General features: G+C 72.7%; 17 protein-coding genes and 1 pseudogene. 9 read left to right on the top strand and 9 right to left on the bottom strand.

The genetic code is table 11. The annotated features are described in order from the left end of the window. Nucleotides 1–16 precede the first annotated feature (16 nt). The 3 genes from ON36_RS03540 to ON36_RS03550 all read left to right on the top strand — a co-directional run bounded on the left by ON36_RS03540 (nt 17) and on the right by ON36_RS03550 (nt 9677). The gene (locus tag ON36_RS03540; protein WP_245557866.1) at nt 17–7804 is read left to right on the top strand and encodes a non-ribosomal peptide synthetase; all 7788 of its coding nucleotides are present in this window, start codon (nt 17–19) and stop codon (nt 7802–7804) included. Continuing rightward, a complete protein-coding gene (locus ON36_RS03545) occupies nt 7801–8790 on the top strand; it encodes a daunorubicin resistance protein DrrA family ABC transporter ATP-binding protein (protein ID WP_043647552.1) in 990 nt (329 codons plus the stop codon). The genes ON36_RS03540 and ON36_RS03545 overlap by 4 nt, the downstream gene beginning before the upstream one ends. Nucleotides 8791–8897: 107 nt before the next feature. After that, nucleotides 8898–9677, top strand: a complete 780-nt coding sequence (locus ON36_RS03550; protein WP_043647553.1) for an ABC transporter permease — start codon at nt 8898–8900, stop codon at nt 9675–9677. Between the two features lie 116 nt (nt 9678–9793). Here ON36_RS03550 and ON36_RS03555 read toward each other — a convergent pair whose 3' ends face one another. Next, nucleotides 9794–10129, bottom strand: a complete 336-nt coding sequence (locus tag ON36_RS03555; protein WP_043647538.1) for an RNA polymerase-binding protein RbpA — start codon at nt 10127–10129, stop codon at nt 9794–9796. A gap of 147 nt (nt 10130–10276) precedes the next feature. Here ON36_RS03555 and ON36_RS03560 point away from each other — a divergent pair, with 147 nt between their 5' ends. Continuing rightward, the gene (locus ON36_RS03560; protein WP_043647539.1) at nt 10277–10597 is read left to right on the top strand and encodes a hypothetical protein; all 321 of its coding nucleotides are present in this window, start codon (nt 10277–10279) and stop codon (nt 10595–10597) included. A gap of 29 nt (nt 10598–10626) precedes the next feature. Here the strand turns inward: ON36_RS03560 and ON36_RS03565 are convergent, their stop codons facing one another. The 3 genes from ON36_RS03565 to ON36_RS03575 form a co-directional block, all read right to left on the bottom strand. Continuing rightward, entirely contained in the window at nt 10627–11667 is a 1041-nt protein-coding gene (locus ON36_RS03565; protein WP_218001162.1) for a hypothetical protein, read from the bottom strand. 148 nt (nt 11668–11815) lie between these two features. Further along, complete coding sequence (locus tag ON36_RS03570; RefSeq protein WP_157224757.1) at nt 11816–12685, bottom strand: SDR family oxidoreductase; 870 nt, start codon at nt 12683–12685, stop codon at nt 11816–11818. A gap of 48 nt (nt 12686–12733) precedes the next feature. Continuing rightward, complete coding sequence (locus ON36_RS03575; protein ID WP_043647540.1) at nt 12734–13624, bottom strand: sterol desaturase family protein; 891 nt, start codon at nt 13622–13624, stop codon at nt 12734–12736. A gap of 111 nt (nt 13625–13735) precedes the next feature. Here ON36_RS03575 and ON36_RS03580 point away from each other — a divergent pair, with 111 nt between their 5' ends. Further along, nucleotides 13736–14311 carry a TetR/AcrR family transcriptional regulator gene (locus ON36_RS03580; protein WP_043647541.1) on the top strand — a complete coding sequence of 192 codons (576 nt, stop codon included), beginning with the start codon at nt 13736–13738 and terminating at the stop codon, nt 14309–14311. A gap of 68 nt (nt 14312–14379) precedes the next feature. Here the strand turns inward: ON36_RS03580 and ON36_RS03585 are convergent, their stop codons facing one another. Together ON36_RS03585 and ON36_RS03590 are read right to left on the bottom strand one after the other, a co-directional pair. Then, a complete protein-coding gene (locus tag ON36_RS03585) occupies nt 14380–15390 on the bottom strand; it encodes an alpha/beta hydrolase (protein WP_043647542.1) in 1011 nt (336 codons plus the stop codon). A 451-nt stretch (nt 15391–15841) separates the two neighbouring features. After that, nucleotides 15842–16591, bottom strand: a complete 750-nt coding sequence (locus tag ON36_RS03590; RefSeq protein WP_043647543.1) for a M23 family metallopeptidase — start codon at nt 16589–16591, stop codon at nt 15842–15844. A 183-nt stretch (nt 16592–16774) separates the two neighbouring features. Here ON36_RS03590 and ON36_RS03595 point away from each other — a divergent pair, with 183 nt between their 5' ends. After that, entirely contained in the window at nt 16775–17113 is a 339-nt protein-coding gene (locus ON36_RS03595; RefSeq protein WP_043647544.1) for an ArsR/SmtB family transcription factor, read from the top strand. On the opposite strand, the gene ON36_RS03600 is transcribed toward ON36_RS03595, so the two are convergent. Beyond that, a complete protein-coding gene (locus ON36_RS03600; protein WP_043647545.1) occupies nt 17095–18069 on the bottom strand; it encodes a glycosyltransferase family 9 protein in 975 nt (324 codons plus the stop codon). The two genes, ON36_RS03595 and ON36_RS03600, sit on opposite strands and share 19 nt — an antisense overlap. Nucleotides 18070–18240: 171 nt before the next feature. On the opposite strand from ON36_RS03600, the gene ON36_RS03605 reads away from it, so the two are divergent. The 3 genes from ON36_RS03605 (at nt 18241) to gloA2 (ending at nt 19714) form a co-directional block, all read left to right on the top strand. Then, nucleotides 18241–18828 carry an HdeD family acid-resistance protein gene (locus tag ON36_RS03605; RefSeq protein ID WP_043647546.1) on the top strand — a complete coding sequence of 196 codons (588 nt, stop codon included), beginning with the start codon at nt 18241–18243 and terminating at the stop codon, nt 18826–18828. 125 nt (nt 18829–18953) lie between these two features. Then, entirely contained in the window at nt 18954–19304 is a 351-nt protein-coding gene (locus ON36_RS03610; protein WP_043647547.1) for a hypothetical protein, read from the top strand. A 23-nt stretch (nt 19305–19327) separates the two neighbouring features. Continuing rightward, the gene (gloA2, locus tag ON36_RS03615; RefSeq protein WP_043647548.1) at nt 19328–19714 is read left to right on the top strand and encodes an SMU1112c/YaeR family gloxylase I-like metalloprotein; all 387 of its coding nucleotides are present in this window, start codon (nt 19328–19330) and stop codon (nt 19712–19714) included. Here the strand turns inward: gloA2 and ON36_RS03620 are convergent. Together ON36_RS03620 and ON36_RS03625 are read right to left on the bottom strand one after the other, a co-directional pair. Beyond that, complete coding sequence (locus ON36_RS03620) at nt 19702–20505, bottom strand: HugZ family pyridoxamine 5'-phosphate oxidase (RefSeq protein WP_043647549.1); 804 nt, start codon at nt 20503–20505, stop codon at nt 19702–19704. The genes gloA2 and ON36_RS03620 overlap by 13 nt on opposite strands. 28 nt (nt 20506–20533) lie before the next feature. Then, a pseudogene (locus tag ON36_RS03625) lies at nt 20534–20827 on the bottom strand (alpha/beta hydrolase); the annotation flags it as partial.

Raw genomic sequence — 20827 nt, forward strand, 5'->3', positions numbered from 1 at the left:
GCGCGAGATCGACCACGTGCTGCGCGAGCACCCGGGCGTCACCGGCGCGGTGACCGTGGTGCACACCGACGAGCACGGCCAGTCCCGCCTGGCCGCCTACGTCACGGCCGACCACGCGCTCGACCCCGCGGCGGTGCTCGACACCGCGCGCGGGCGCCTGCCCGGGTACATGGTGCCCGCCGCGCTCGCGGTCCTCGACCGCATGCCGGTCACCCCGGCCGGCAAGCTGGACCGCCGCGCCCTGCCGGCGCCGGTGTTCACCGCGACGGCCGGATCCCGCGCTCCCCGTACGCATCTGGAGATGCGTGTCGCGGCGGTGTTCACCGAGATCCTCGGCCGCGACGTCCCCGGCGCCGAAGACAGCTTCTTCGACATCGGCGGCAACTCGTTGCTCGCCACCCGCCTTGCCGCGGCACTGCACGCCGAGTTCGAGGTGGAACTGCCGGTGCGCCAGATCTTCGAGGCGCCGACGGTGGCGGGCGTGGCCGCGCTGATCACGGAAGCGCCCCGGACGCAGCGCGTGGCGCTGGCTGTGCACACCCCGCGCCCGGGACGCGTACCACTGTCGCTGCCGCAGCAGCGGCTGTGGTTCCTCAACCGATTGTCCCCCGAATCGAGCGCCTACAACATCGCTTTCGCCCTTCGAATCAGCGGCGATCCGGACATCGCGGCGTTGCAGGCGTCCCTCGCGGACGTGATCGAGCGGCATGAGGTCCTGCGCACCGTCTACCCCGAGGACACCGCGGGCGCCCGGCAGCTCGTGCTGCCGGTGGCCGAGGCCGTGCCCGCGCTGCGCCCCGTGCCCGTCGCCGACCTCGACGCGGCCCGCGCCGAGGCGACCGCGCTGGCCGGGCGCGGTTTCGATCTCACCCGCGAGACCCCACTGCGCGCGCTGCTGCTGCGGGTCGGCGACCGCGAACACCTGCTCGGGGTGGTCGTGCACCACATCGCGGCCGACGGCTGGTCGCTCGGGCCGCTGACCCGCGACCTCGCGGTGGCCTACGTCGCCCGCGCGGGCGGCAGCGCGCCCGTTCGCGAACCGCTGCCCGTGCAGTACGCCGACTTCAGCCTGTGGCAGCGGGCGGTGCTGGGCGCCGAGGACGAGCCGGACAGCATCGCGGCCACCCAGCTGGGCTTCTGGCGCGAGACCCTCGCCGAACTGCCCGACGAGCTGCCGCTGCCCTTCGACCGGCCGCGCCCCCTCGACCCGACCGGCATCGCGGGCACGGTGCGCTTCGCCGTCCCCGACCGGCTCCAGCACGCCCTGGACGAGCTCGCCCGCGAACACGGGGTCAGCCTGTTCATGGTGGTCCGCACCGCGCTGGCGGTCCTGTTGCGCACCGTCACCGGCGGGCGGGACATCCCCATCGGCACCCCGGTAGCCGGGCGCACCGACATCCAGCTCGACGAACTGGTCGGCATGTTCGTCAACACCCTGGTGCTCCGTTCCGACGTCGACCCCGGCCGCACCTTCGCCGAGCTGCTGCTGGCCGACCGCGACGGCGAACTGGCGGCGATCGCGCACGCCGACCTGCCGTTCGAGCGGGTGGTCGACGCGCTGGGCCGCGACAGCCGGGCGAGCAACCGCCACCCGCTGTTCCAGGTCGCCCTCACCCTCCAGGACGACCCCGCCCCGGAGCTCACCCTGCCCGGCCTGCGGCTCGCCGTCGAGGAACTCGACATCGCGCGCGCCAAGTTCGACCTGGAGCTGCGGGTGGCGCCCGGCGCGGACGGCGGACGTCACTTCGCCTTCGTCTACAGCGCCGAGCTGTTCGACGCCGAGACGATCGAGCTCATGGCCGCGCGGTTCGTGCAGGTCCTGGTCCAGGTGACCGCCGATCCGCACCAGCGCGTGTGCGACCTGGATCCGCTGACCGCGGGGGAGCGCCGGGCGCTGGTCCCCGCGCAGGGGCCCGCCGCGATCACCCCGGTGCTGTTGTCCGACATCATCGACCGGGCCGCCACCCGCTTCCCGGACCGGCCCGCGCTGCGCTGGTTCGAGGGCGGCAGCGTCTCCGGCGCCATGGGGGAGCTCAGCTACGCCGACGCCGCGGCCCGCGCGCACCGGCTCGGCCGGGCGCTCATCGCCCGCGGCATCGGGACCGGTGACCGCGTCGCCGTCGGCCTCACCCGATCGCTGGACTGCGCGCTGGCGATCTTCGGCGTCGCGGCGAGCGGCGCGGCCTTCGTGCCGGTCGACCCGCGCTACCCGGCCGACCGGGTGCGGCACATGCTCACCGATTCCGGCGCCCGGGCGGTCCTCACCACCGCAGCCGCCGCGGAGAGCCTGCGCGAGGCCGCGGGCACGCTGGACACCCAGTGGCTGCTCGTCGACGACCCGGCGCTGCACACGGAACTGGCCGGCTACCCCGACACGCCGGTCACCGACACCGAGCGGCTGCGCCCGGTCCGCCCGGCCGACCTGGCCTACCAGATCTACACCTCCGGCTCCACCGGCCTGCCCAAGGGCGTGACCGTCACCCACACCGGCCTGGTCAGCCTCGCGGTCGACCTGCAGGAACGGATGGGGCTCGACCGCTTCTCCAAGACGTTCTTCTTCTCCACCCCCAGTTTCGACGTCTCCGTCCTCGACATGCTGCTCGCGGTGTGGTCGGGCGCCGACATGGTGATCGGCCCGATCGACATCTACGGCGGCGACGAGCTGGGCGCCCTGCTCGACCGCGAACAGGTCACGCACACCTTCCTCACGCCGGCCGTGCTCGCCTCGATCGACGCCGTGCGCTGGCCGCTGCCGCACCTGCGCGGCCTCATGGCCGGTGGCGAGGCGGTGCCGCCGGACCTGGTCGCGAAGTGGGCGACGGGCGGGCGCCGTTTCGTGAACGCCTACGGGCCGACCGAATTCACCGTCATCGCGGCGATGTCGGAACTGGCCATCGGCGTGCCGGTCGCGATCGGTACCCCGGTGCGCGGCGCGCGGGCCGTCGTGCTCGACGAGCGGCTGCGCCCGGTCGTCGCGGGCGTCCCCGGCGAGCTCTACATCGGCGGCGCGGGCATCGCCCAGGGCTACCACCGGCGCTACGGACTGACCGCGAGCCGGTTCGTCGCCGACCCGTTCGGCCCGCCCGGCACCCGCATGTACCGCACCGGCGACGTGGTCCGCTGGACCGGCTCCGGCGAGATCGAATACCTCGGCCGCAGCGACCACCAGGTGAAGGTGCGCGGCTTCCGCATCGAGCTCGGCGAGATCAGCGCCGTGCTCGGCAGCCACCCGCGGGTCCGCTTCTCCCACACCGAGGTCCGCCGCATCGCCGGCGACGACCGCATCGTCGCGTGGGTGCAGCTGGCCGCGGGCACCGACCCGGCCGACCTCGCCTCCGTCCGCGAGCACGCCGCGAGCCACCTGGCCGCGCACATGGTGCCCGCCTCGATCACCCTGCTGGACGCGGTGCCGCTGACCCCGGTCGGCAAGCTCGATCGCGGCGCCCTGCCCGAGCCGGAGTTCACCGCCACCGCGGGCCGGGCGCCCGCGACGGAGTCCGAGCGCCTGGTCGCCCGGGTCTTCGCCGACCTGGTCGGCACCGCCGAGGTGTCGGCGACCGACAGCTTCTTCGACATCGGCGGCAACTCGCTGCTGGCGACGCAGCTGGTCGCACGGCTCGCCGCCGCCAGCAACGTCCGGCTCGAGGTGCGCACGGTCTTCGCCGCGCCCACCGTCGAGGAGATCGCCGCGCTGCTGGATTCGGGCCCGTCCGGCGCGGCCGACCGTCCGGAGCTGGTGAAACAGCAACGCCCGGAGCGCATCCCGCTCTCGGCCGCCCAGCGCCGGCTGTGGTTCCTCAACCGGTTCAACGCGAGCGCGGACCCGTCCGGCGCGTCGGCGGGCGCCTACAACATCCCGATGGTGCTGCGCCTGCGTGGCCCGATCGACCTCGACGCGCTCATCGCCTCGCTGCACACCGTGCAGCGCAGGCACGAGACGCTGCGCACGGTGTTCACCGAGACCGACGGCGAACCCGAGCAGCGGATCCTCGATCCCGAGGTCGCGGCGGTCACGCTGTTCCACGCCAGCGCCGCGCCCGGCGACGTCCTCGAGACCGTGTCCCGCTTCGCCGCACCGGGATTCGACCTGGCGGCGGCGGTGCCGCTGCGGGCCGCGCTGATCACCGTCGACCACACCGGCCTGCCGGTGCCCGCCCAGGCCAAGCTGGCGGTCGCCTCGTCCAAGGAACACGTGCTGGTGCTGGTCGTGCACCACATCGCCATGGACGGCTGGTCGCTGCAGCCGCTGGTGGCCGAGGTCGCCGCCGCCTACCGGGCCATCCGGGAGGGGGAGACCTTCGGCGCGGAGATCCCGGAGGTCCAGTACGCCGACTACACCCTGTGGCAGCAGCGCCTGCTCGGCACCGAGGACGACGCCGACTCGCTGATCAGCCGCCAGCTCGGCTACTGGCGCGACGCCCTGGCCGGGCTGCCCGAACTGCTGGCGCTGCCCACCGACCGCCCGCGGCCGCCGACGCCGTCCTACCGGGGCGGCACCGTGTCGTGCCAGGTCGACGCCGCCACCCACCGCGCGCTGCAGACCGTGGCCACCACCGGCAACGCCAGCATGTTCATGGTGCTGCACGCCGCGCTCGCGGTGCTGCTGCACCGGCTGTCGGGCACCGACGACATCGCCGTCGGCACCGCCAGCGCGGGCCGCGGCCACCCCGCGCTCGACGGCCTGATCGGCATGTTCGTCAACACCCTGGTGCTGCGCACCCCGGTCCGCGACGAGCAGCCCTTCGCCGACCTGCTGCGCGACGTCCGCGACACCGACCTGGACGCCTTCGCCCACGCCGACCTGCCCTTCGAGCGCCTGGTCGAGGTGCTCAACCCGGCGCGCTCGCAGGCACACCACCCGCTGTTCCAGGTGATGCTGTCGGTGCAGAACAGCCCCGTGCGCATGCTGGAGCTGCCCGGCCTGCGGATCGAGGCGGTCGACGCCGACACCGGTATCGCCAAGTTCGACCTGCAGTTCACCCTCACCGAGACCCACACCGCCGACCGGATCGCCGACGGCATCGCGCTGTCGGTGAACTACGCGGGCGACCTGTTCGACGAGGTCACCGCGCGCCGCCTCGGCGACCGCCTGGTCCGGCTGCTCACCGCCGTGGCCGCCGACCCGCACACCGCGGTCGGCGACCTGGCCCTGCTGGACGCGGTGGAGTGGACCGCGCTGGCGCCGGTCCGGGGCGCCCGCGCCGACACGCCGGTCACCTTCCCGGCGGTCTTCGCCGCCGCGGCCGCCCGCTCGCGCGACGGGGTCGCCCTGGCCAGCGGCGACACCGTGGTCACCTACGACGCGCTCGATCGCTGGACCAACCGCCTCGCCCGCGTCCTCATCGGCCGCGGCGTCGGCCCGGAGAGCATGGTGGCCCTCGGCATTCCGCGCTCGGTCGAATCGGTGGCGACCATGCTGGCGGTGTCCAAGGCGGGCGCGGCGTTCGTGCCGGTCGACCCGAACTATCCGCCCGCGCGGATCAGCCACATGCTCACCGATTCCGGGGTCCGCCTCGGGCTCACCCTCACCGCGCACCGGGCCGGGCTGCCCGGCGACGCCGAATGGCTGGTGCTCGACGACCCGCACGTACGCGCCTCGGTGCTGAGCACCGACGACGCGCCGATCACCGACGCGGAGCGGATCCGGCCGCTGCGGCTGGCCAACCCGGCCTACGTCGTCTACACCTCCGGCTCGACCGGCACCCCCAAGGGCGTGGTCGTCACCCACGGCGGCATCTCCAACTTCGCCCTGGAATGCGCCGACCGCTACGACGTCCGCCCGGGCAGCCGGATCCTGCACTTCGCCACCCCGAGCTTCGACGGGTCCATGCTCGACATCCTGTTCGCGCTCGGTGGGGCGGCCACGCTGGTCATCACCCCGCCCGGCGTCGTCGGCGGCGAGGACCTGCGCCGGGTCCTCGCGGGGGAGCGGATCACGCACGCCTTCATCACCACCGCGGCGCTGGGCACCGTCGACCCGGCCGGGGTCGGCACCCTGGCGCACGTGCTGTGCGGCGGCGAGGCGCTACCGCCGGACCTCCTGGCGCGCTGGGCGCCCGGGCGCAACTTCTACAACGTCTACGGGCCCACCGAGACGACCATCGTCACCCTCATGCCCCAGCCCATGACCCCGCACGGGCCGATCACCATCGGTGGACCCATCCGCGGTGTCGCCGCCGGGGTGCTCGACCGGCGGCTGCACCCGGCGCCGATCGGGGTCACGGGCGAACTGCACCTGGCGGGCAACGCGCTGGCGCGCGGCTACCACAACCGGCCGGGGCTGACCGCCCAGCGGTTCGTCGCCAACCCGTTCGGCGCGCCCGGCGAGCGCATGTACCGCACGGGCGACCTCGTGCGCTGGCGCGACGGGGCCAAGTCCGGGCTGGACGTCGAGTACGTCGGCCGCACCGACCACCAGGTCAAGATCCGCGGCTTCCGTATCGAACTCGGCGAGATCGACGTCGCCTTCGCCCTGCACCCGGCGGTCGAACTGGCGCTGACGATCGGGCACACGACCGCCGCGGGCACCACCGCGCTGGTCACCTACGTCAAGCCGCGGGCCGGGACCGCGCCGACCCAGGCCGAGCTGAGCGCGCACGTGGCCGCCCACGTGCCGAACTACATGGTGCCGCAGGCGATCATGCTGCTCGACGAGATCCCGCTCAGCCCCGTCGGCAAACTGGACCGGGCCCGGCTGCCCGAGCCGGTGTTCACCGCCGCCGAGGGCTACCGGGCGCCGGCCACCCCGGCCGAGGCGGCGCTGTGCCGGGCCTTCGCCGAGGTGCTCGGGATCGAACGGGTGGGCGCCGACGACGGGTTCTTCGAACTCGGCGGCAACTCGCTGCTGGCCACCAAGGTCGTTGCCGCCGTGCGTGATCAGGGCTTCGACATGCCCGTGCAGGTCATGTTCGGCGACGCGACACCCGCGGGCATCGCGGCGCGGCTCGAGGGCGGCGGCGCGGCCTCGGCCATGGCGGAGGCCCTGGCCACGGTCCTGCCGATCCGGCCGGTCCGCCAGGCCGGGGAGGCCCCGCTGTTCTGCGTGCACCCGGCCATCGGCCTGTCCTGGTGCTACGCGGGGCTGCTGCCGCACCTGTCGCCGCGGCGTCCGGTGTACGGCCTGCAGGCGCCGCACGTGGCGGGCGAGGCCGGTTTCACCACGATCGAGGCCGCGGCGAGTCACTATGTGGCCCACATCCGTTCGATCCAGCCGCACGGTCCCTACCATCTGCTCGGCTGGTCGCTCGGCGGCCTGATCGCCCAGGAGATCGCCGTGCAGCTGCAGGAGGCGGGCGAGCGGGTCGCGGTCCTGGCGATGCTCGACAGCTACCAGCTCGGTGACCGCTGGCTCGACACGGCGATGCCCAGCGTGGCCGACATCCTCGGCGAGTTCGGCGCGGCCGGTGCCGACCTGCCCGCCGACCTGGACCTGCGCGAGGCCGCGGATCTGCTGCGCGCGCACCAGGGCCCGTTCGCGGCGCTGTCGGTCGACCACCTGGAACGGCTCTACACCGGCTACGCCGACGGCACCGTCATGGCCAACCGGTTCCGGCCCCGCGTGTTCGACGGCGACCTGGTGTTCTTCACCGCGGCCGCCGACGAGATCAACGCCGCCGACCCGGCCCGCCGCGCGCACACCTGGCAGCGGTACGTCACCGGCACCGTCCACAACACAGAGCTGCCGTGCAGGCACTCGGCCATGACCACCCCCGAGGCGCTCGCGGCGATCGGCCCCGTGCTGGCCCGCCACCTCGACGGGGACGTCACCGTGTGCCCGACCGGCCCGAAGGAGAGGCGTTCGTGAGTCTGGCGGTAGAGGTCCGCGGCCTGGCCAAGAGCTACGGCAAGGTCCGCGTCCTGAAGAACATCGATCTGGAGATCCCCGCGGGCACCGTGCTGGGACTGCTCGGGCCCAACGGCGCGGGCAAGACCACCACGGTCCGCATCGTCACCACCCTGCTCCGGCCCGACGCCGGGTCGGTGCGGGTGGCCGGGGTGGACGTGCTCGGCGACCCGGCGACGGCGCGCACCCGCATCGGGCTGTCGGGGCAGTACGCGGCCGTCGACGCCAACCTGACCGGGTACGAGAACCTGCGCATGGTGGCGCGGCTGTACGGGATGTCGAAGAAGCAGTCGATCGCGCGCGCCGAGGAACTGCTCGGCGCGCTCGGCCTCGACCACGCCGCGGGCAGGCGGGCGGGCACCTACTCCGGCGGCATGGCCCGCCGGCTCGACCTGGCAGGCGCCCTGGTCGCCCGGCCGCCGGTCGTCGTGCTCGACGAACCGACCACCGGGCTCGACCCGCGCGGCCGCCTCGACATGTGGAAGGTGATCGGCGACCTCGTCACCGACGGCACCACCGTGCTGCTCACCACGCAGTACCTCGAGGAGGCCGATCTGCTCGCCGACCGGATCAGCGTCATCGACAAGGGCACCGTCATCGCCCGCGGGTCGGCTGACGAGCTCAAGACCTCCATCGGCGGCGACCGCCTCACCGTCACCCTGGCCCCCGGCCAGGACCCGGGGCCCGCCATGACGGTGCTGCGTCAGGTCGGCATCGGCGAGCCACTGCACGAGCCGGGCACCGACGAGGTCGCGATCGTGGTCGGCGACGGCACCCGCACCATGGTCGAGGCGCTGCGCCGTCTCGACGACGCCGGGGTGTGCGTCGCCGACGCCACCGTCGTCCGGCCGACCCTCGACGATGTGTTCCTTTCCCTCACCGGCACCCCGGCCGCGCCCGCGCCGGAACCGGAAACCGACGACGTGCACGAGGAGATCCTGTCGTGAGCCTTGCCCCGGATCTGGTTCCGGACGATCTCGACACCCAGGCGCTGCCCATCCAGACACCGACGCCGCGTGCCGAAACCGACACCAACGCCCCCCGCGCCCGGTTCCTGCGCGACAGCGCGATCGTGGCGCACCGCAACCTGCTCACGATCCTGCGGGTGCCGACGCTGCTGGTCACCGCGACGATCCAGCCGCTGATGTTCGTTTTCCTGTTCGCCTACATCTTCGGGGCCTCGCTCGGCGGCGACCAGTACCGCGAGTTCCTGCTGGCGGGCATCTTCACCCAGACCGTCGCGTTCAACGCCGCGTTCACCACCGTCGGCCTGGCCGGTGACCTGCACAAGGGCATCATCGACCGGATGCGCACCCTGCCCATGTCGCGGCTGGCGGTCCTCATGGGCCGCACCCTGTCCGACCTGGTCGTCAACGTGCTGAGCCTGGCGGTGATGGTGGTGTGCGGCTACATCGTCGGCTGGCGGATCAACGGCAGCCTCGCCGACGCGGCCCTGGCCTTCGGCATCATCCTGCTGTTCGCCTTCGCCATGTCGTGGGTCGGCGCGCTGACCGGCCTGCTCTCACCCACCGTCGAGGTGGCGCAGAGCGCGGGCCTGATCTGGATGTTCCCGCTGTCGTTCATCTCCTCGGCGTTCATCTCCGCCCAGACCCTGCCCGGCCCGCTGCGCACCATCGCCGAATGGAATCCGATCACCGCGGTCTCGGCGGCCGGCCGCAAGCTGTTCGAGAACGGTTCACCGCCGAGTTTCGCCCCCGCGACCGGCTGGCCCGCCGACCACTGCGTGCTCTACGCGTTCCTGTGCTCGGTCGCCATCCTGGCGATAGCGATGCCTGCGGCGCTGGTGCAGTACCGCAAGGTCGCCAGCCACTAGCCGCACCGGTCGCCCCGACGACAACGACCCGGGACCGTGCACCGAAGGTGCGGGTCCCGGGTCGTGGTCGTCGGAGCCCGAAGGGCCGCGACTCGAGCGCGCCTGCGCTCGGTGTCTCAGCCGCGCCGGCGGGTCTTGAGCAGTTCGAGGCGCTCCTTGAGCAGCTCTTCGAGCTCGTCCTTGCTCCGGCGCTCCAGCAGCATGTCCCAGTGGGTGCGCGGCGGCTTGACCTTCTTGGTCTCCTGCGTGGTGCCCTCCATGAGGGTGCCCTCCTGGCCGTTGCGGCACAGCCAGGTCGGGGGGATCTCGGCGTCGTCGGCGAACGGGACGTCGAATTCCTCACCGTTGTCGGTCTTGTAGCGGGCGATCCGGCGCGGAGCCAGGTCGTGGTCCCGATCGGTCTCGTAGCTCACCGCTCCGAGCCGACTACCCCGGAGTACGCGATCTGCCATGAAAACTTCTCCCTAGTGTCTGTTACGAGGCGGTGTCTACGATTCAACGAACGAGATCGCCGAACTGTTCCATTGTAGTCGCCGCGCGCGCCCGGTGACCGGGACCGGTCCCGCACCCGCGCCGCGCGGAGCGCTAATGTTCCGGGCATGCGTCGCCTGGGGTCCTGCCTGTGGTGCGGTCGGGAGATCGTCGATTCCGAATCCGGCCGTCGCCGCCGGTACTGCCGTCAGTCCTGCCGTCAGCGGGCCTACGAACACCGCACCAGCCTGAAAGGCACCGGCATTCCCGAGGATTCGGTGGTGCTCAGCGCCCAGGAGGTGGCCGACCTCGCCGATCGCTGGTTCGCCGCGCGGTGCGCGGCCGAGGATGTCGCGACCGCCATCGCCGAGGGCGCCGAGCACGACGAGCTGGCGGGGCTCGGCCGCACCCTGCTGGAGCTGACCCGCGAGGCCGAGCGCCTGCGCTGAGCGCGCCGGACTCACTCGGGCCACGCCGCTCACCCCCCGTCCCGCGCCGCGCGACGGGCATGCGCGAGGACCACGGCCGCCGCGCCGAGGACCGTCGTCACCAGCGCTGACCAGGCCAGCAGCGTGGCCGTGTCGGGCGCGGTCAACGGCTGTCCGCGCAGCGCCTGCCACAACAGCAGCGCCAACGCGCCCGCGTAGCCACCGGCCGCCACGGCGACCAGCGCGGTCCGGATGCGCTCGGCACGCAGCCACTGGTGGCGCCGGGCGAGCGCGGCGAGCGTCACCGCCAGGATCAGCAGCACCTGCAGCCCGTGCAGGCCGACGAAGTGCGGGATGCGCAGGTCGCCGCCGGTGGTCGACCAGTGCGTGAGCGGCATCGCCCCCACCCCGTCGCGGGCCTGGTCGGCGGCCGCGCCCGGCCGGACGGTGTGGCCGGCCACCAGTCCGATCACGGTGCCGTCGGCCTGCCGGACCAGCTGCGGCCCGGTGAACCCCATCAGATATCCCAGCCCCATCCCGGCCACCGCCAGCCAGATCCCGGACTTGAGCGCCGTGCGCACGGCCGGGTCGGCCAGCCGCTGGAACGAGACGACGGCCGCAATGAGCACCGTCGTCAGGAACAGTCCCGGCACCCCCGACACGAACACCTGCTGACCGATCCGGTTGACCGGGTCGTCGGAGTCGTTGAAATGGCTGAACGTGCCCCGCGCCGCCTGGAGCGCGATGAAGCCGACGTCCACGACGCCGGCGGTGGCGAAGATCGTGCCGAGCCACCACGTCAGCCGGTGCCCGCGGTGCGGCAGGCTCAGCACCCAGGCCAGCGTGACGGTGTAGGCGGCGAAGGCGACACCGAACTTGGCCGGTTTGAGCCAGACCGACTCGTGCAGGATCTCGCGGTCGTCGACGAGCATGCCGATCGCGGACACGACCACCAGCGCGGCCATCACGAGCGCGGTGAACATCAGGGGCCCGTGCAGGGGCCGTCCGCCGCCGGTGTCGGAAGTGTCGCGGTCGGTGAAGGGCCGCAACCGGATTCGGGGAAGGGGGGAAGCAGTGCCTACGGTCGCCATGTCCCGACGGTAGGAACGGCGGCCGCCCGCCCGGATCCCGCCGCGGAGCGGTTGTGACCCCGCTACCCCGGTAGGGGCGCGGGCCTACCGGGGGACTGGACGGCCACGCGCGCGACCCGCCCGTCGTAGGGGACGACCCTGACCGGACCTAGATCCCCATCCGCCAGATCAGCGCGTCGACCGTGCGCGGCGACACGGTGGCCAGCGTCTGCAACACCCGGGTGTAGCGCGGGTACAGCTCGAGCGGCCGGGTGCGGATGGCGGTGACGATCCACGCCGCCGCCTGCTCCGGCGAGAGGGCCGCCGCGCGATCGTATTTGCCGGTGGGCGCGATCATCTCGGTCCGCACCAGCGGGAACCCGACCGTGGTCACGTGCACGCCCTTCGCCCTGGTCTCCGCCGCCAGGCTGCGCCCGAACGCGCCGAGCGCCGCCTTCGAGGCGTGGTAGGCGGTGAACATCGGCATGGATCCCGCCGCCACGCCCCAGGTGGCGACGTTGACCACGTGCCCGTTCCCGGCCGCCAGCATCGAGGGCAGCAGCGCCATCGTCAGCCGCGCGGCGCCGAAGTAGTTGAGCGCCATGGTGCGTTCGTAGTCGTGGAACCGGTCGGTGGCGTCGGCCGCGCCACGGCGGATCGATCGCCCCGCGTTGTTGACCAGCACGTCGACGCGGCCGTGGGTGTCGAGCACGGTTTTCGCCAGGGACTCGGTCTCGCCGGGGTCGGACAGGTCGGCGGTGAGCGTCTCGGCCTGCCCGCCCGCCGCGCGCACCTCGTCGGCGACGGCCCGCAGGGCGTCGGCGCCGCGGGCGACGAGGATCAGCCGCGCGCCCTCGGCGCCCAGCGCGTGCGCGGCGGCCCGGCCGACCCCCGAGGACGCGCCCGTCAGCAGGACGGTGCGGCCCGCGATCGGGTGCGGCTCACCGGCGGCGAGCCGGGTGACCGCGCGGGCGAGGGCGGGCGGGTTGAGCAGCACGTCCTGGACGAGGCGGTCGAGGCGGTCGAGGCGTTCGAGCACGGTGACTCCTTCGAGGATGAGGGCGGTGACGGACCGGAGGCGGTGCCGTCAGGCGGTCGTCTCCGCCGCACCGGTTCGGGGCCGGGTGGCGGGCTGCCAGCCGGGTGGTCCGAACACATGGCCGAGTTTGTCGCGCAGGCCCGAGGCGGCGCGGACATCGCGCACGATGTTGCCGTATTCGTGATATTGCAGCCGCAGCAGGTTGTAGGTGCCGACCGGGGTGGTCAGTCCGTAGGTCGGCGTGTGCAATTCGCGCTGGAAGGTGCCGAACATCCGGTCCCAGACGATGAGGATGCCGCCGTAGTTGCGGTCCAGGTACTCGGGGTCGCTGCCGTGGTGCACCCGGTGGTGCGAGGGGGTGTTGAACACGAACTCGACGGGGCGGGGCAGCGAGCCGATCGTCTCGGTGTGGGTGAAGAACTGGTAGATCAGGTTGAGCGCGAAGGCCACGTAGATCGTCCACGGGGCGAAGCCGAGCAGGGGGAGCGGCAGCCAGAAGATCGCCTCCGACCACGGATTCCACTTCTGGCGCAGCGCGGTGCCGAGGTTGAAGTACTCGCTGGAGTGGTGGGCCTGATGCGCGGCCCAGCCGATGCGGACGCGGTGGGAGAAGCGGTGGTTGCCGTACCAGGCCAGGTCGACCACGAGCAGCAGCACCGGCCAGTACCACCATGCCCCGGTCGGGAGGTGCCACGGCGCCAGCGTCGCCCACAGGAAGACGAACAGCACCAGGGTCAGCGCCTTGAACGCGATCATGAACCCGAGCGCGCCGAGGCCCATGCCGAGGCTGGTCCGGGTGTCCACGGCGAGGTAGGGGCGGGGCGTGTCCGTGGGGTCGGCGTGGCGCAGGCTGATCGCCTCGAGGGCGATGAACACGGCGAAGACGGGCAGGGCGTAGAGCAGGGGGCTGTCGATCTGTTCCCAGAGGGCGGGCGGCACGGCGACTCCTCGAATTGACTGAATAGTAATTTACGAGTTGGTCAATTCAGCTGTCAACAGGAGGCGCCGTGATGGTTGGATGACGGGGTGAGCACTGCGGGAACCAAGGGCGTGCCGCGCGCCGAGCGCGAGCAGCAGATCCTCGACGCGGCCGCGGCCGAGATCGGCCGGGTCGGCTACGCGGGGCTGTCTCCGGCCGAGGTCGGGCAGCGCGCCGGGGTGTCCAAACCGCTGGTCTACGCGTACTTCGGCAGCAAGGACGGGCTCTACATCGCCTGCGTCGAACGCGCCGCGGACCTGCTGGAACGCGCGATCGAACCGGCCATCACCGGCCGGGTCGGCGTCGACATGGCCCTGGCGACCCTTGACGCGATCTTCACCGCCCTGGAGCCGCGCCCCCACGACTGGTCGGTGCTCTTCGACCGCTCCCACCCCGATACCGGGCCCGCCGCCGACGCGGTCCGCGCGGCGCGGCGGCGCATCGCGGGCCAGGCCGCCCGGGGCGTCACGGCCGGCGTGGCCGGGCACGTCGCCGACGACGGGGACCTCTCCGCGATCACCGACGTGTGGATGGGCTCGGTGACCGCGCTGGTGCACTGGTGGCTACGGCACCCCGACGAGAACGCGGCGGCCATGAGCGCCCGCAGCAGGCGCCTCGTCGCGGCCCTGGCCGCCCTCGGCACCTGACCGGACCGGCCCGGAAGACAGCTGTCGCCGGGTGCGGCGCACCCGGCGACAGCTCGTGGAGCGGGGGATCAGGCGGGGATGCCCATGCCCTCGGCCAGCATCGGCCACGACAGGTGCAGCGCCTCTTCCCAGTACGGCCAGTAGTGGGTGCCGACCGGGTTGAACTGGTAGGTGGCCGGGATGCCGATCGAGTCCAGCTTGGACTTCAGCGCGTTGGTGCAGCCGTTGACCGCGGCCTCGATGGCCACACCGAGACCCAGGTTGACCACGCCGACCGGGCCCGGGGCGCCGTTGACGTAGTACTCGACGTCCTTGAGCAGCGGGATACCGCTGCCGGTGGAGATGTAGAGCTTGGTGCCGCGCAGCTTCTCGGCGTTGATGACCGGGTCGTTCTCGGCCCAGCGGGGGTCGTTGGCTTCGCCATACATGTTGCGGGTGTCACCGCCCGCCCAGGTCTCGGTCGACAGCTTCACGAAGGTCTGGCCGACCGGATCCGCGATCTGCGCGCAGCCGCTGTAGGCCGCCACCGACTTCCACAGGCCCGGCTTGGCCTCGGCCAGCTGCAGCACCGAGGTGCCCGAGGTGGACAGGCCGGCCAGCGAGTTCAGGCCCGAGGAGCCGAGCTCGGCGTCGAGCAGCGGGGGCAGTTCCTCGGTGAAGAAGGTCTTCCACTTGTTGTTGCCGAGGACCGGGTCCGGCTTCGCCCAGTCGGTGTAGTAGCTGCCGCGGCCGCCGATGGGCTGGATGACGTTGACGTGCTTGTCCGACAGGAAGGTCAGCGCCTGGGTCTGCGCGGCCCAGCTCGCGGTGCCGATGCCACCGTCGAGGCCGTTGAGCATCCACAGGTTCGGCGCGGGGGTGGAGGTGTCGGCCGGACGCAGGACGTCGACGTCGATCTCGGTGCCCATGGCCGCCGAGTACACCTTCAGGTGCCAGGTGCGGCCGTCCTTGACGACGGAGGCGATCTTCGACGGCTGTTCCGGCGCCGCGGGCGCCGTGCCACCGGCGAGCAGCACGCCGAGGACGGTGGAGAGAGCTACCGCGGCGCCGCGCAGCAGCGTGGTCTTACGTCGTGTCATCGAAGAGTCGATCCCATCCCTGGGCCACTGGGCGGCCACGTCGTCGTTGTGTGTCGAAAGGGCCGGACGGCCCCGAACCGGCATATCTGTCCCGGCGCCCCGACCGTTACCCCCGGGCAGCCTACCCGGCGCCCGCGATCGTCGTGCTGCGGCACGGAACCCCGGGCGAACCCTGGTGATCCTGCACGACCCGCCCCGGCGCGTCGATCCCCGGAAACTACGGGCACCCGCGTTCCGGGGCTGTCGGTGGGTGGCCGGGCGTCGGTGCCCACGCGTGCCGGCGGTCGCTCCCGGACGCCGAACAGCCGCACCCCGCGACGGCGGTGGTGCGGCTGGACGGGCGGCGGCGGCGAGCGATCGGGCTGGTGTCCCCGAGGCACCGGCCGACGCCCGCCGTCGCCCGTCTGCGGGAGTTCCTCGTCGCGCACGCGGGCGCGATCGGGGCGGCGGATCAGTCGCCCGCGTCGCCGACCTCGATGCCGCGCGCGGCGAGCCACGGGCGCGGGTCGACCGGGCCCTGAACCGGGTCGTGCACCTCGTAGTGCAGGTGGGGTCCGGTGGACTGGCCGCGGTTGCCGACGGTGGCGATGACGTCACCGGCGCGGACCTGCTGGCCGGGCTGGACGAAGAACTCGTTGACGTGCCCGTAGACCCCGACGGTGCCGTCGTCCTGCTGGACGCGCACCCACAGGCCGAAGCCCGAGGCCGGGCCCGCCTCGATCACGGTGCCGTCGGTGACGGCGTGGATCGGCGCGCCCAGCGGGTCGCCGAAGTCGAGGCCGTTGTGCTGGGTGCCCCAGCGGGAACCGAAGTTGGAGGTGAGCACGCCGGCCACCGGACGGACGGTGGCGGGCCTGCGGTGCTCGAGCGCGAGGCCGTGTGCCTCGAGCGCCTCGGCCACGGGCGGCGGCAGCAGGTCGGCGGGCAGCGCGGGCAGGGCGATACCCTGGGGCCCCTGCGCCTCGGGCGGGGTGAACGCGGTGAGGGTGTAGGTCGACACGGTCTGGCCGGCGACCGGCGCGGTGGTGGCGGACAGGGCGCTGCCCGCGGCGAGCTGCTCGGGCGTGCGGTCGTCGCCGCCGCCGAGCGCGAGGGTGGTGCTGACGACGGCGGTGAGGGCGACCGCACCCGCGGCGACGCGGCCCCGTCGGGACGACAGGGCGGCGGGCACTCGGGCAGATAACGGGTTGGTCACGAACATGTCTCGAACGTAACCAGTCGACCGGCGCGCCAGCGAGTTATGTGGCCGCCATCACGCGTTGCTATAACACCTGTTCGCGCACGTCAGCACGCGTTCGTGATCTTTTCGTTACCTTCGCGACCTGCGGAAATCCGTCCGGCGCCGACCCTGTCGGACGCCGTCGAACCCGAGCACACTGTGTCAGTGGACGCTAACGGAGTTCGGGCGCTGAGCGCACTCGCCGACCCCACCCGCCGCGCGGTGTTCGAGGCGTTGTCGCAGGGCGCGCGGTCCGTCGGCGACCTCGCCGCCGCGGTCGGGGTCACCAGCTCCGCCGCCTCGCAGCACCTGCGCGTCCTGCGCGCGGCCCGCCTGGTCGGCATGCAGCGTGACGGCAACCGGCACTTGTACCGGCTCGACCCGCGCGGGCTCACCGACGCCCGCGATTACCTCGAACGGTTCCGGCCCAGCGCCCTGGCCGCCCATGCCGCGGCGGTGCGGACCGCCCACGACGAGCCGTCGCCTCAACCCACCCGGCGGTAGCGCGAGCGGCCCGCGCCCGCGATCCCGAGCTTCGACAGCTGCGTGTCGACCGCGGACACCACCTCGGGCACCCCGATCCGCAGCAGGCCCGGATCCGGTTCGGCGCCGTCGCGATCGCCTTCCTGACCCGCCCACAGCACCGCGTGCCTGCCGAGCAGGTGCGCCGGTGGTCCGCCCCGGCGGGGGGCGGTCGGGCCGAACAACTGCACGGTGCGGGTGCCGAAGGCCGTCGCCAGCTGCGCCACGCCGGTGTCGCCGCTGACCACCAGCGACGCCTCGGCCACGGTCGCGGCGAGCTCGGTCAGGTTGAGCTGGCCGGCCAGCACCCGGCTCGACGGCAGCCCGGCCTGGGCCGCCACCTGCACGGCGATGTCGCGTTCGAAGGTGTCCCCCGTCACGACCACGTCCTGATCGAGCACCAGAAGGTGGCGCACCAGCGCCGCGAAGCGTTCCGCCGGCCAGCGGCGCGCGGGCGCGCCCGCGCCGACGTGGACGACCACGCAGTCGCGGCGCGAGGTGCGCGCGACCGGCGGCACCAGTCCCAGGTTCCGCCGGTCCGCCGCGATGCCACCCGATTCGAGCAGGCGACACCAACGATCGATCGGGTGCGCCTCCGGATCCCAGCGCGGGCCGGACAGTTCGGGGAAGGCGGGGGTGCGGTGACAGAGGATCTTCTCGGCACCGGTGTCGGCCAGTGCCCGCGTGCTGGCGCTGTCCGCTCCGTGCAGATTGATGGCGAGTTCGGGGGCGGGCCCGGTCCACATCAGCGCGGCCGGATCGGCGGTGGCGACGAACTCGTCGACCGAGGAGATCAGGTCGACGAGACGGCCGAGCCGCGGGGGAGCGGCGAGCACGATGCGATGCTGCGGCATGGCCCGGCGCAGGGCCCGCAATGCCGGGACCGCGGCGAGCAGCTCACCGAGGCCCTGCGCTTGGAGCACGAGTACGACCGACACTCTCTACAGCTACCCGGGCCGCGCGAACGCCAAACCCGACCGCCCGGCACGGGTGAAAACCGTCACGCGCGCAGGTGGATCGGGCGGCCGGTGATTCCGGCCCGATCGCGACACGGTCACAGGTCCAGCTAATGTGCAGGCAATATGTCGATCCGGGCATAAGCTCAGGTGATGACGACAAATACCGTGCTGGAGAGCCCGATTCAGGCTCTTGCCAAGAAGACCTGGCAAACCATTCTGATCACCGGCATCCTCGCGGTGATCCTGGGCGTCATCGTGCTCGTGTGGCCCGGGCCGACGCTGCTCGTCGCGGGCATCCTCTTCGGTGTCTACATGGTGGTCAGCGGCATCTTCCAGCTGATCGCGGCCTTCACCCACGTGCCCACGTCGCTGCGGGTGCTGTCGTTCATCAGCGGTGTGCTGTCGCTGGTGATCGGCATCTTCTGCTTCCGGGACGACCTGACCTCGGTGCTGCTGCTGGGCCTGTGGATCGGCATCAGCTGGCTGTTCCGCGGTGTCACCGTGCTGTTCGCGGCGCTGTCGGAGCCCTCCTACGACGGTCGCGGCTGGCAGATCTTCTACGGCGTGATCAGCGCCGTGGCGGGCGTGATCCTGATCGTCTGGCCGATCGGTTCGCTGTCCACGCTGGTCGTGGTCGTCGGCATCTTCCTCATCGTGATCGGTGTCATGGAGGTCGTCACCGCCTTCGGTGTGCGCAGCGACGCGAAGAAGCTCGACGCGGCGGCGGTCGGGCGGTAGTCCCGCCTCCGTCGTCGCGGCGGCCGGAGCCCTCGGGCCCGGCCGCCGTTCGCGTTTCCCGGCCGGGACACGATTCGACGACATTGCGTAGTAGTCACGGGGGCGGTCAACTACGCTGCTCGCCTATGGACTTCGTCTACAACCTGGTCGTCGTCACCCACCTGCTCGGTATGGCCGCGCTCGTCGGTGGCTATGCCGCCTCCCGGCCGGTGGTGTCGGAACTGATGGTGTGGGGCGCGCGGGCGCAGCTGATCACCGGCATCGTGCTGGTCGGGATGGCCTCGGCCATCGACTCGCTCGGCAAGGACCCCGACAACGCCAAGATCGGCGTGAAGCTGGTGATCGCCGTCGCGGTCGCCGCGCTGGCCGAGATGGGCCGCGCGGACGCCAAGCGCGGCAAGCAGATCGACTGGATGACCCACGCGGCGGGCGGCCTCGGCGTCGCCAACGTCCTCGTCGCGGCGCTCTGGACCTGACCGGTCGGCGTAGGGTCGGCGCCGTGGACTTCCTCGGCCTCCATCACGTGGCGATCATCGCGACGGACTACCGACGCTCGCGCCGGTTCTACACCGAGACACTGGGCCTGGCCGTCCTCGCCGAGCAGTATCGGGCCGACCGCGACTCCTGGAAGCTCGACCTGGCCGTCCCCGGCGGCGGCCGCGTCGAGCTGTTCTCCTTCCCGGACCCACCGCCGCGGCCGTCGTGGCCCGAGGCGGCGGGCCTGCGCCACCTGGCCTTCGCCGTGGCCGACGTGCCCGCCGCGCTGGCCGAGCTCGCGGCCCGCGGCGTGCGCACCGAGGAACTGCGGACCGACGAGGCGACCGGCAAGCACATGGCGTTCTTCTTCGACCCCGACGACCTGCCGCTCGAGCTCTACGAGGCCTGAGCGCGGGCTCGGCGGGTGAGTTCGACCGTCGCCGCGCGCAATCCGTCGATGCCGTCCAGCGGCGCGGCGTAGCCCACCCGCGTCCGTGCGACGCCGCGCGGTGACTCGACACGCAGTTGCAGGCCGTAGCGGTCGGCCCGTTCGCACGTCGCGGCGGTCGCGTCGGGGAAGCCGCCGAGCCGCTGGGCCATGAGCAGCAGCGCGTCGGCGTGGTCGGCGTTGAGGTGGGCGACACCGGGCGCGGCCTGCGCCACGACCGGATCCGGCAGGGCCTTCGCGTACTGCTCGGCGGTGGTCGAGTCCATCTGCCCGTAGCCGCCGACCCAGCGCACCCGGTGCACGCGCAGCACCCAGACGGTGAAGTCGGCGTAGTCCAGGTAGTACTTGGCGGCGGGCACCGCGGCCAGGTGCGCCGCCCGCGCCGCCTCGGCCTCGGCCCCGAGGGGCCGCTCGACCACGCCGGCCAGGGTCACCCGCGAGCCGGCGAGCGGGTCGGCGGGCATGTCCGGGGTGACGATGGCGACGCTGGCGCGGGGATCGGCGGCGAGATTGCGGCCGTGCTCGGCCAGTTCGGACACCGCCAGCACCGGCTGTCCGTCGAGCAGGCCGTAGGTGACGAACGACGCCCAGGGTGCGCCGTCGGCGCTCAGGCTGGCCAGCGTCGCGGTATTGGTCGCGGCCGCAATGGTTCTGGCCTCCTCGGCGGCCGACGGGCGCGCCGGGTTGTCCAGGGGTGCGGTCGGGAGGGGGATCGAAGGCCCGTCACCCGGGTCGCCGTGGTCGAGAGTCATGCCGCTCAGCGTAGCCTCGGCGGGGTCGTCAGCGGGTTCCGTCGTCGAGCCAGGAGCGCAGGGCCGTGTAGACGGGGTCGGTGTTGAGCAGGGTGAAGTGGTTGGCCGAGCCGACGTGCAGTCCGTTGACGCCGTCGAAGCCGAGCCTGCGGGCGTGCGCGCGCCCCGAGCCGCTGCCGCCGAGGACCAGGCCGTCGCCGACGATCCGTCCCAGGGGATGGCGCGGGTCGGCGGTGACCGAGGCCGTGACGAAATAGTGGGTGGCGCCGTCGAGCAGCGGCACCTCGGCCATGACCCGGGCCGCGAGTACGTCGGGTTCGAG

This window comes from Nocardia thailandica NBRC 100428, assembly GCF_000308795.1.
In the GTDB taxonomy this organism is placed as follows: Bacteria; Actinomycetota; Actinomycetes; order Mycobacteriales; family Mycobacteriaceae; genus Nocardia; species Nocardia thailandica.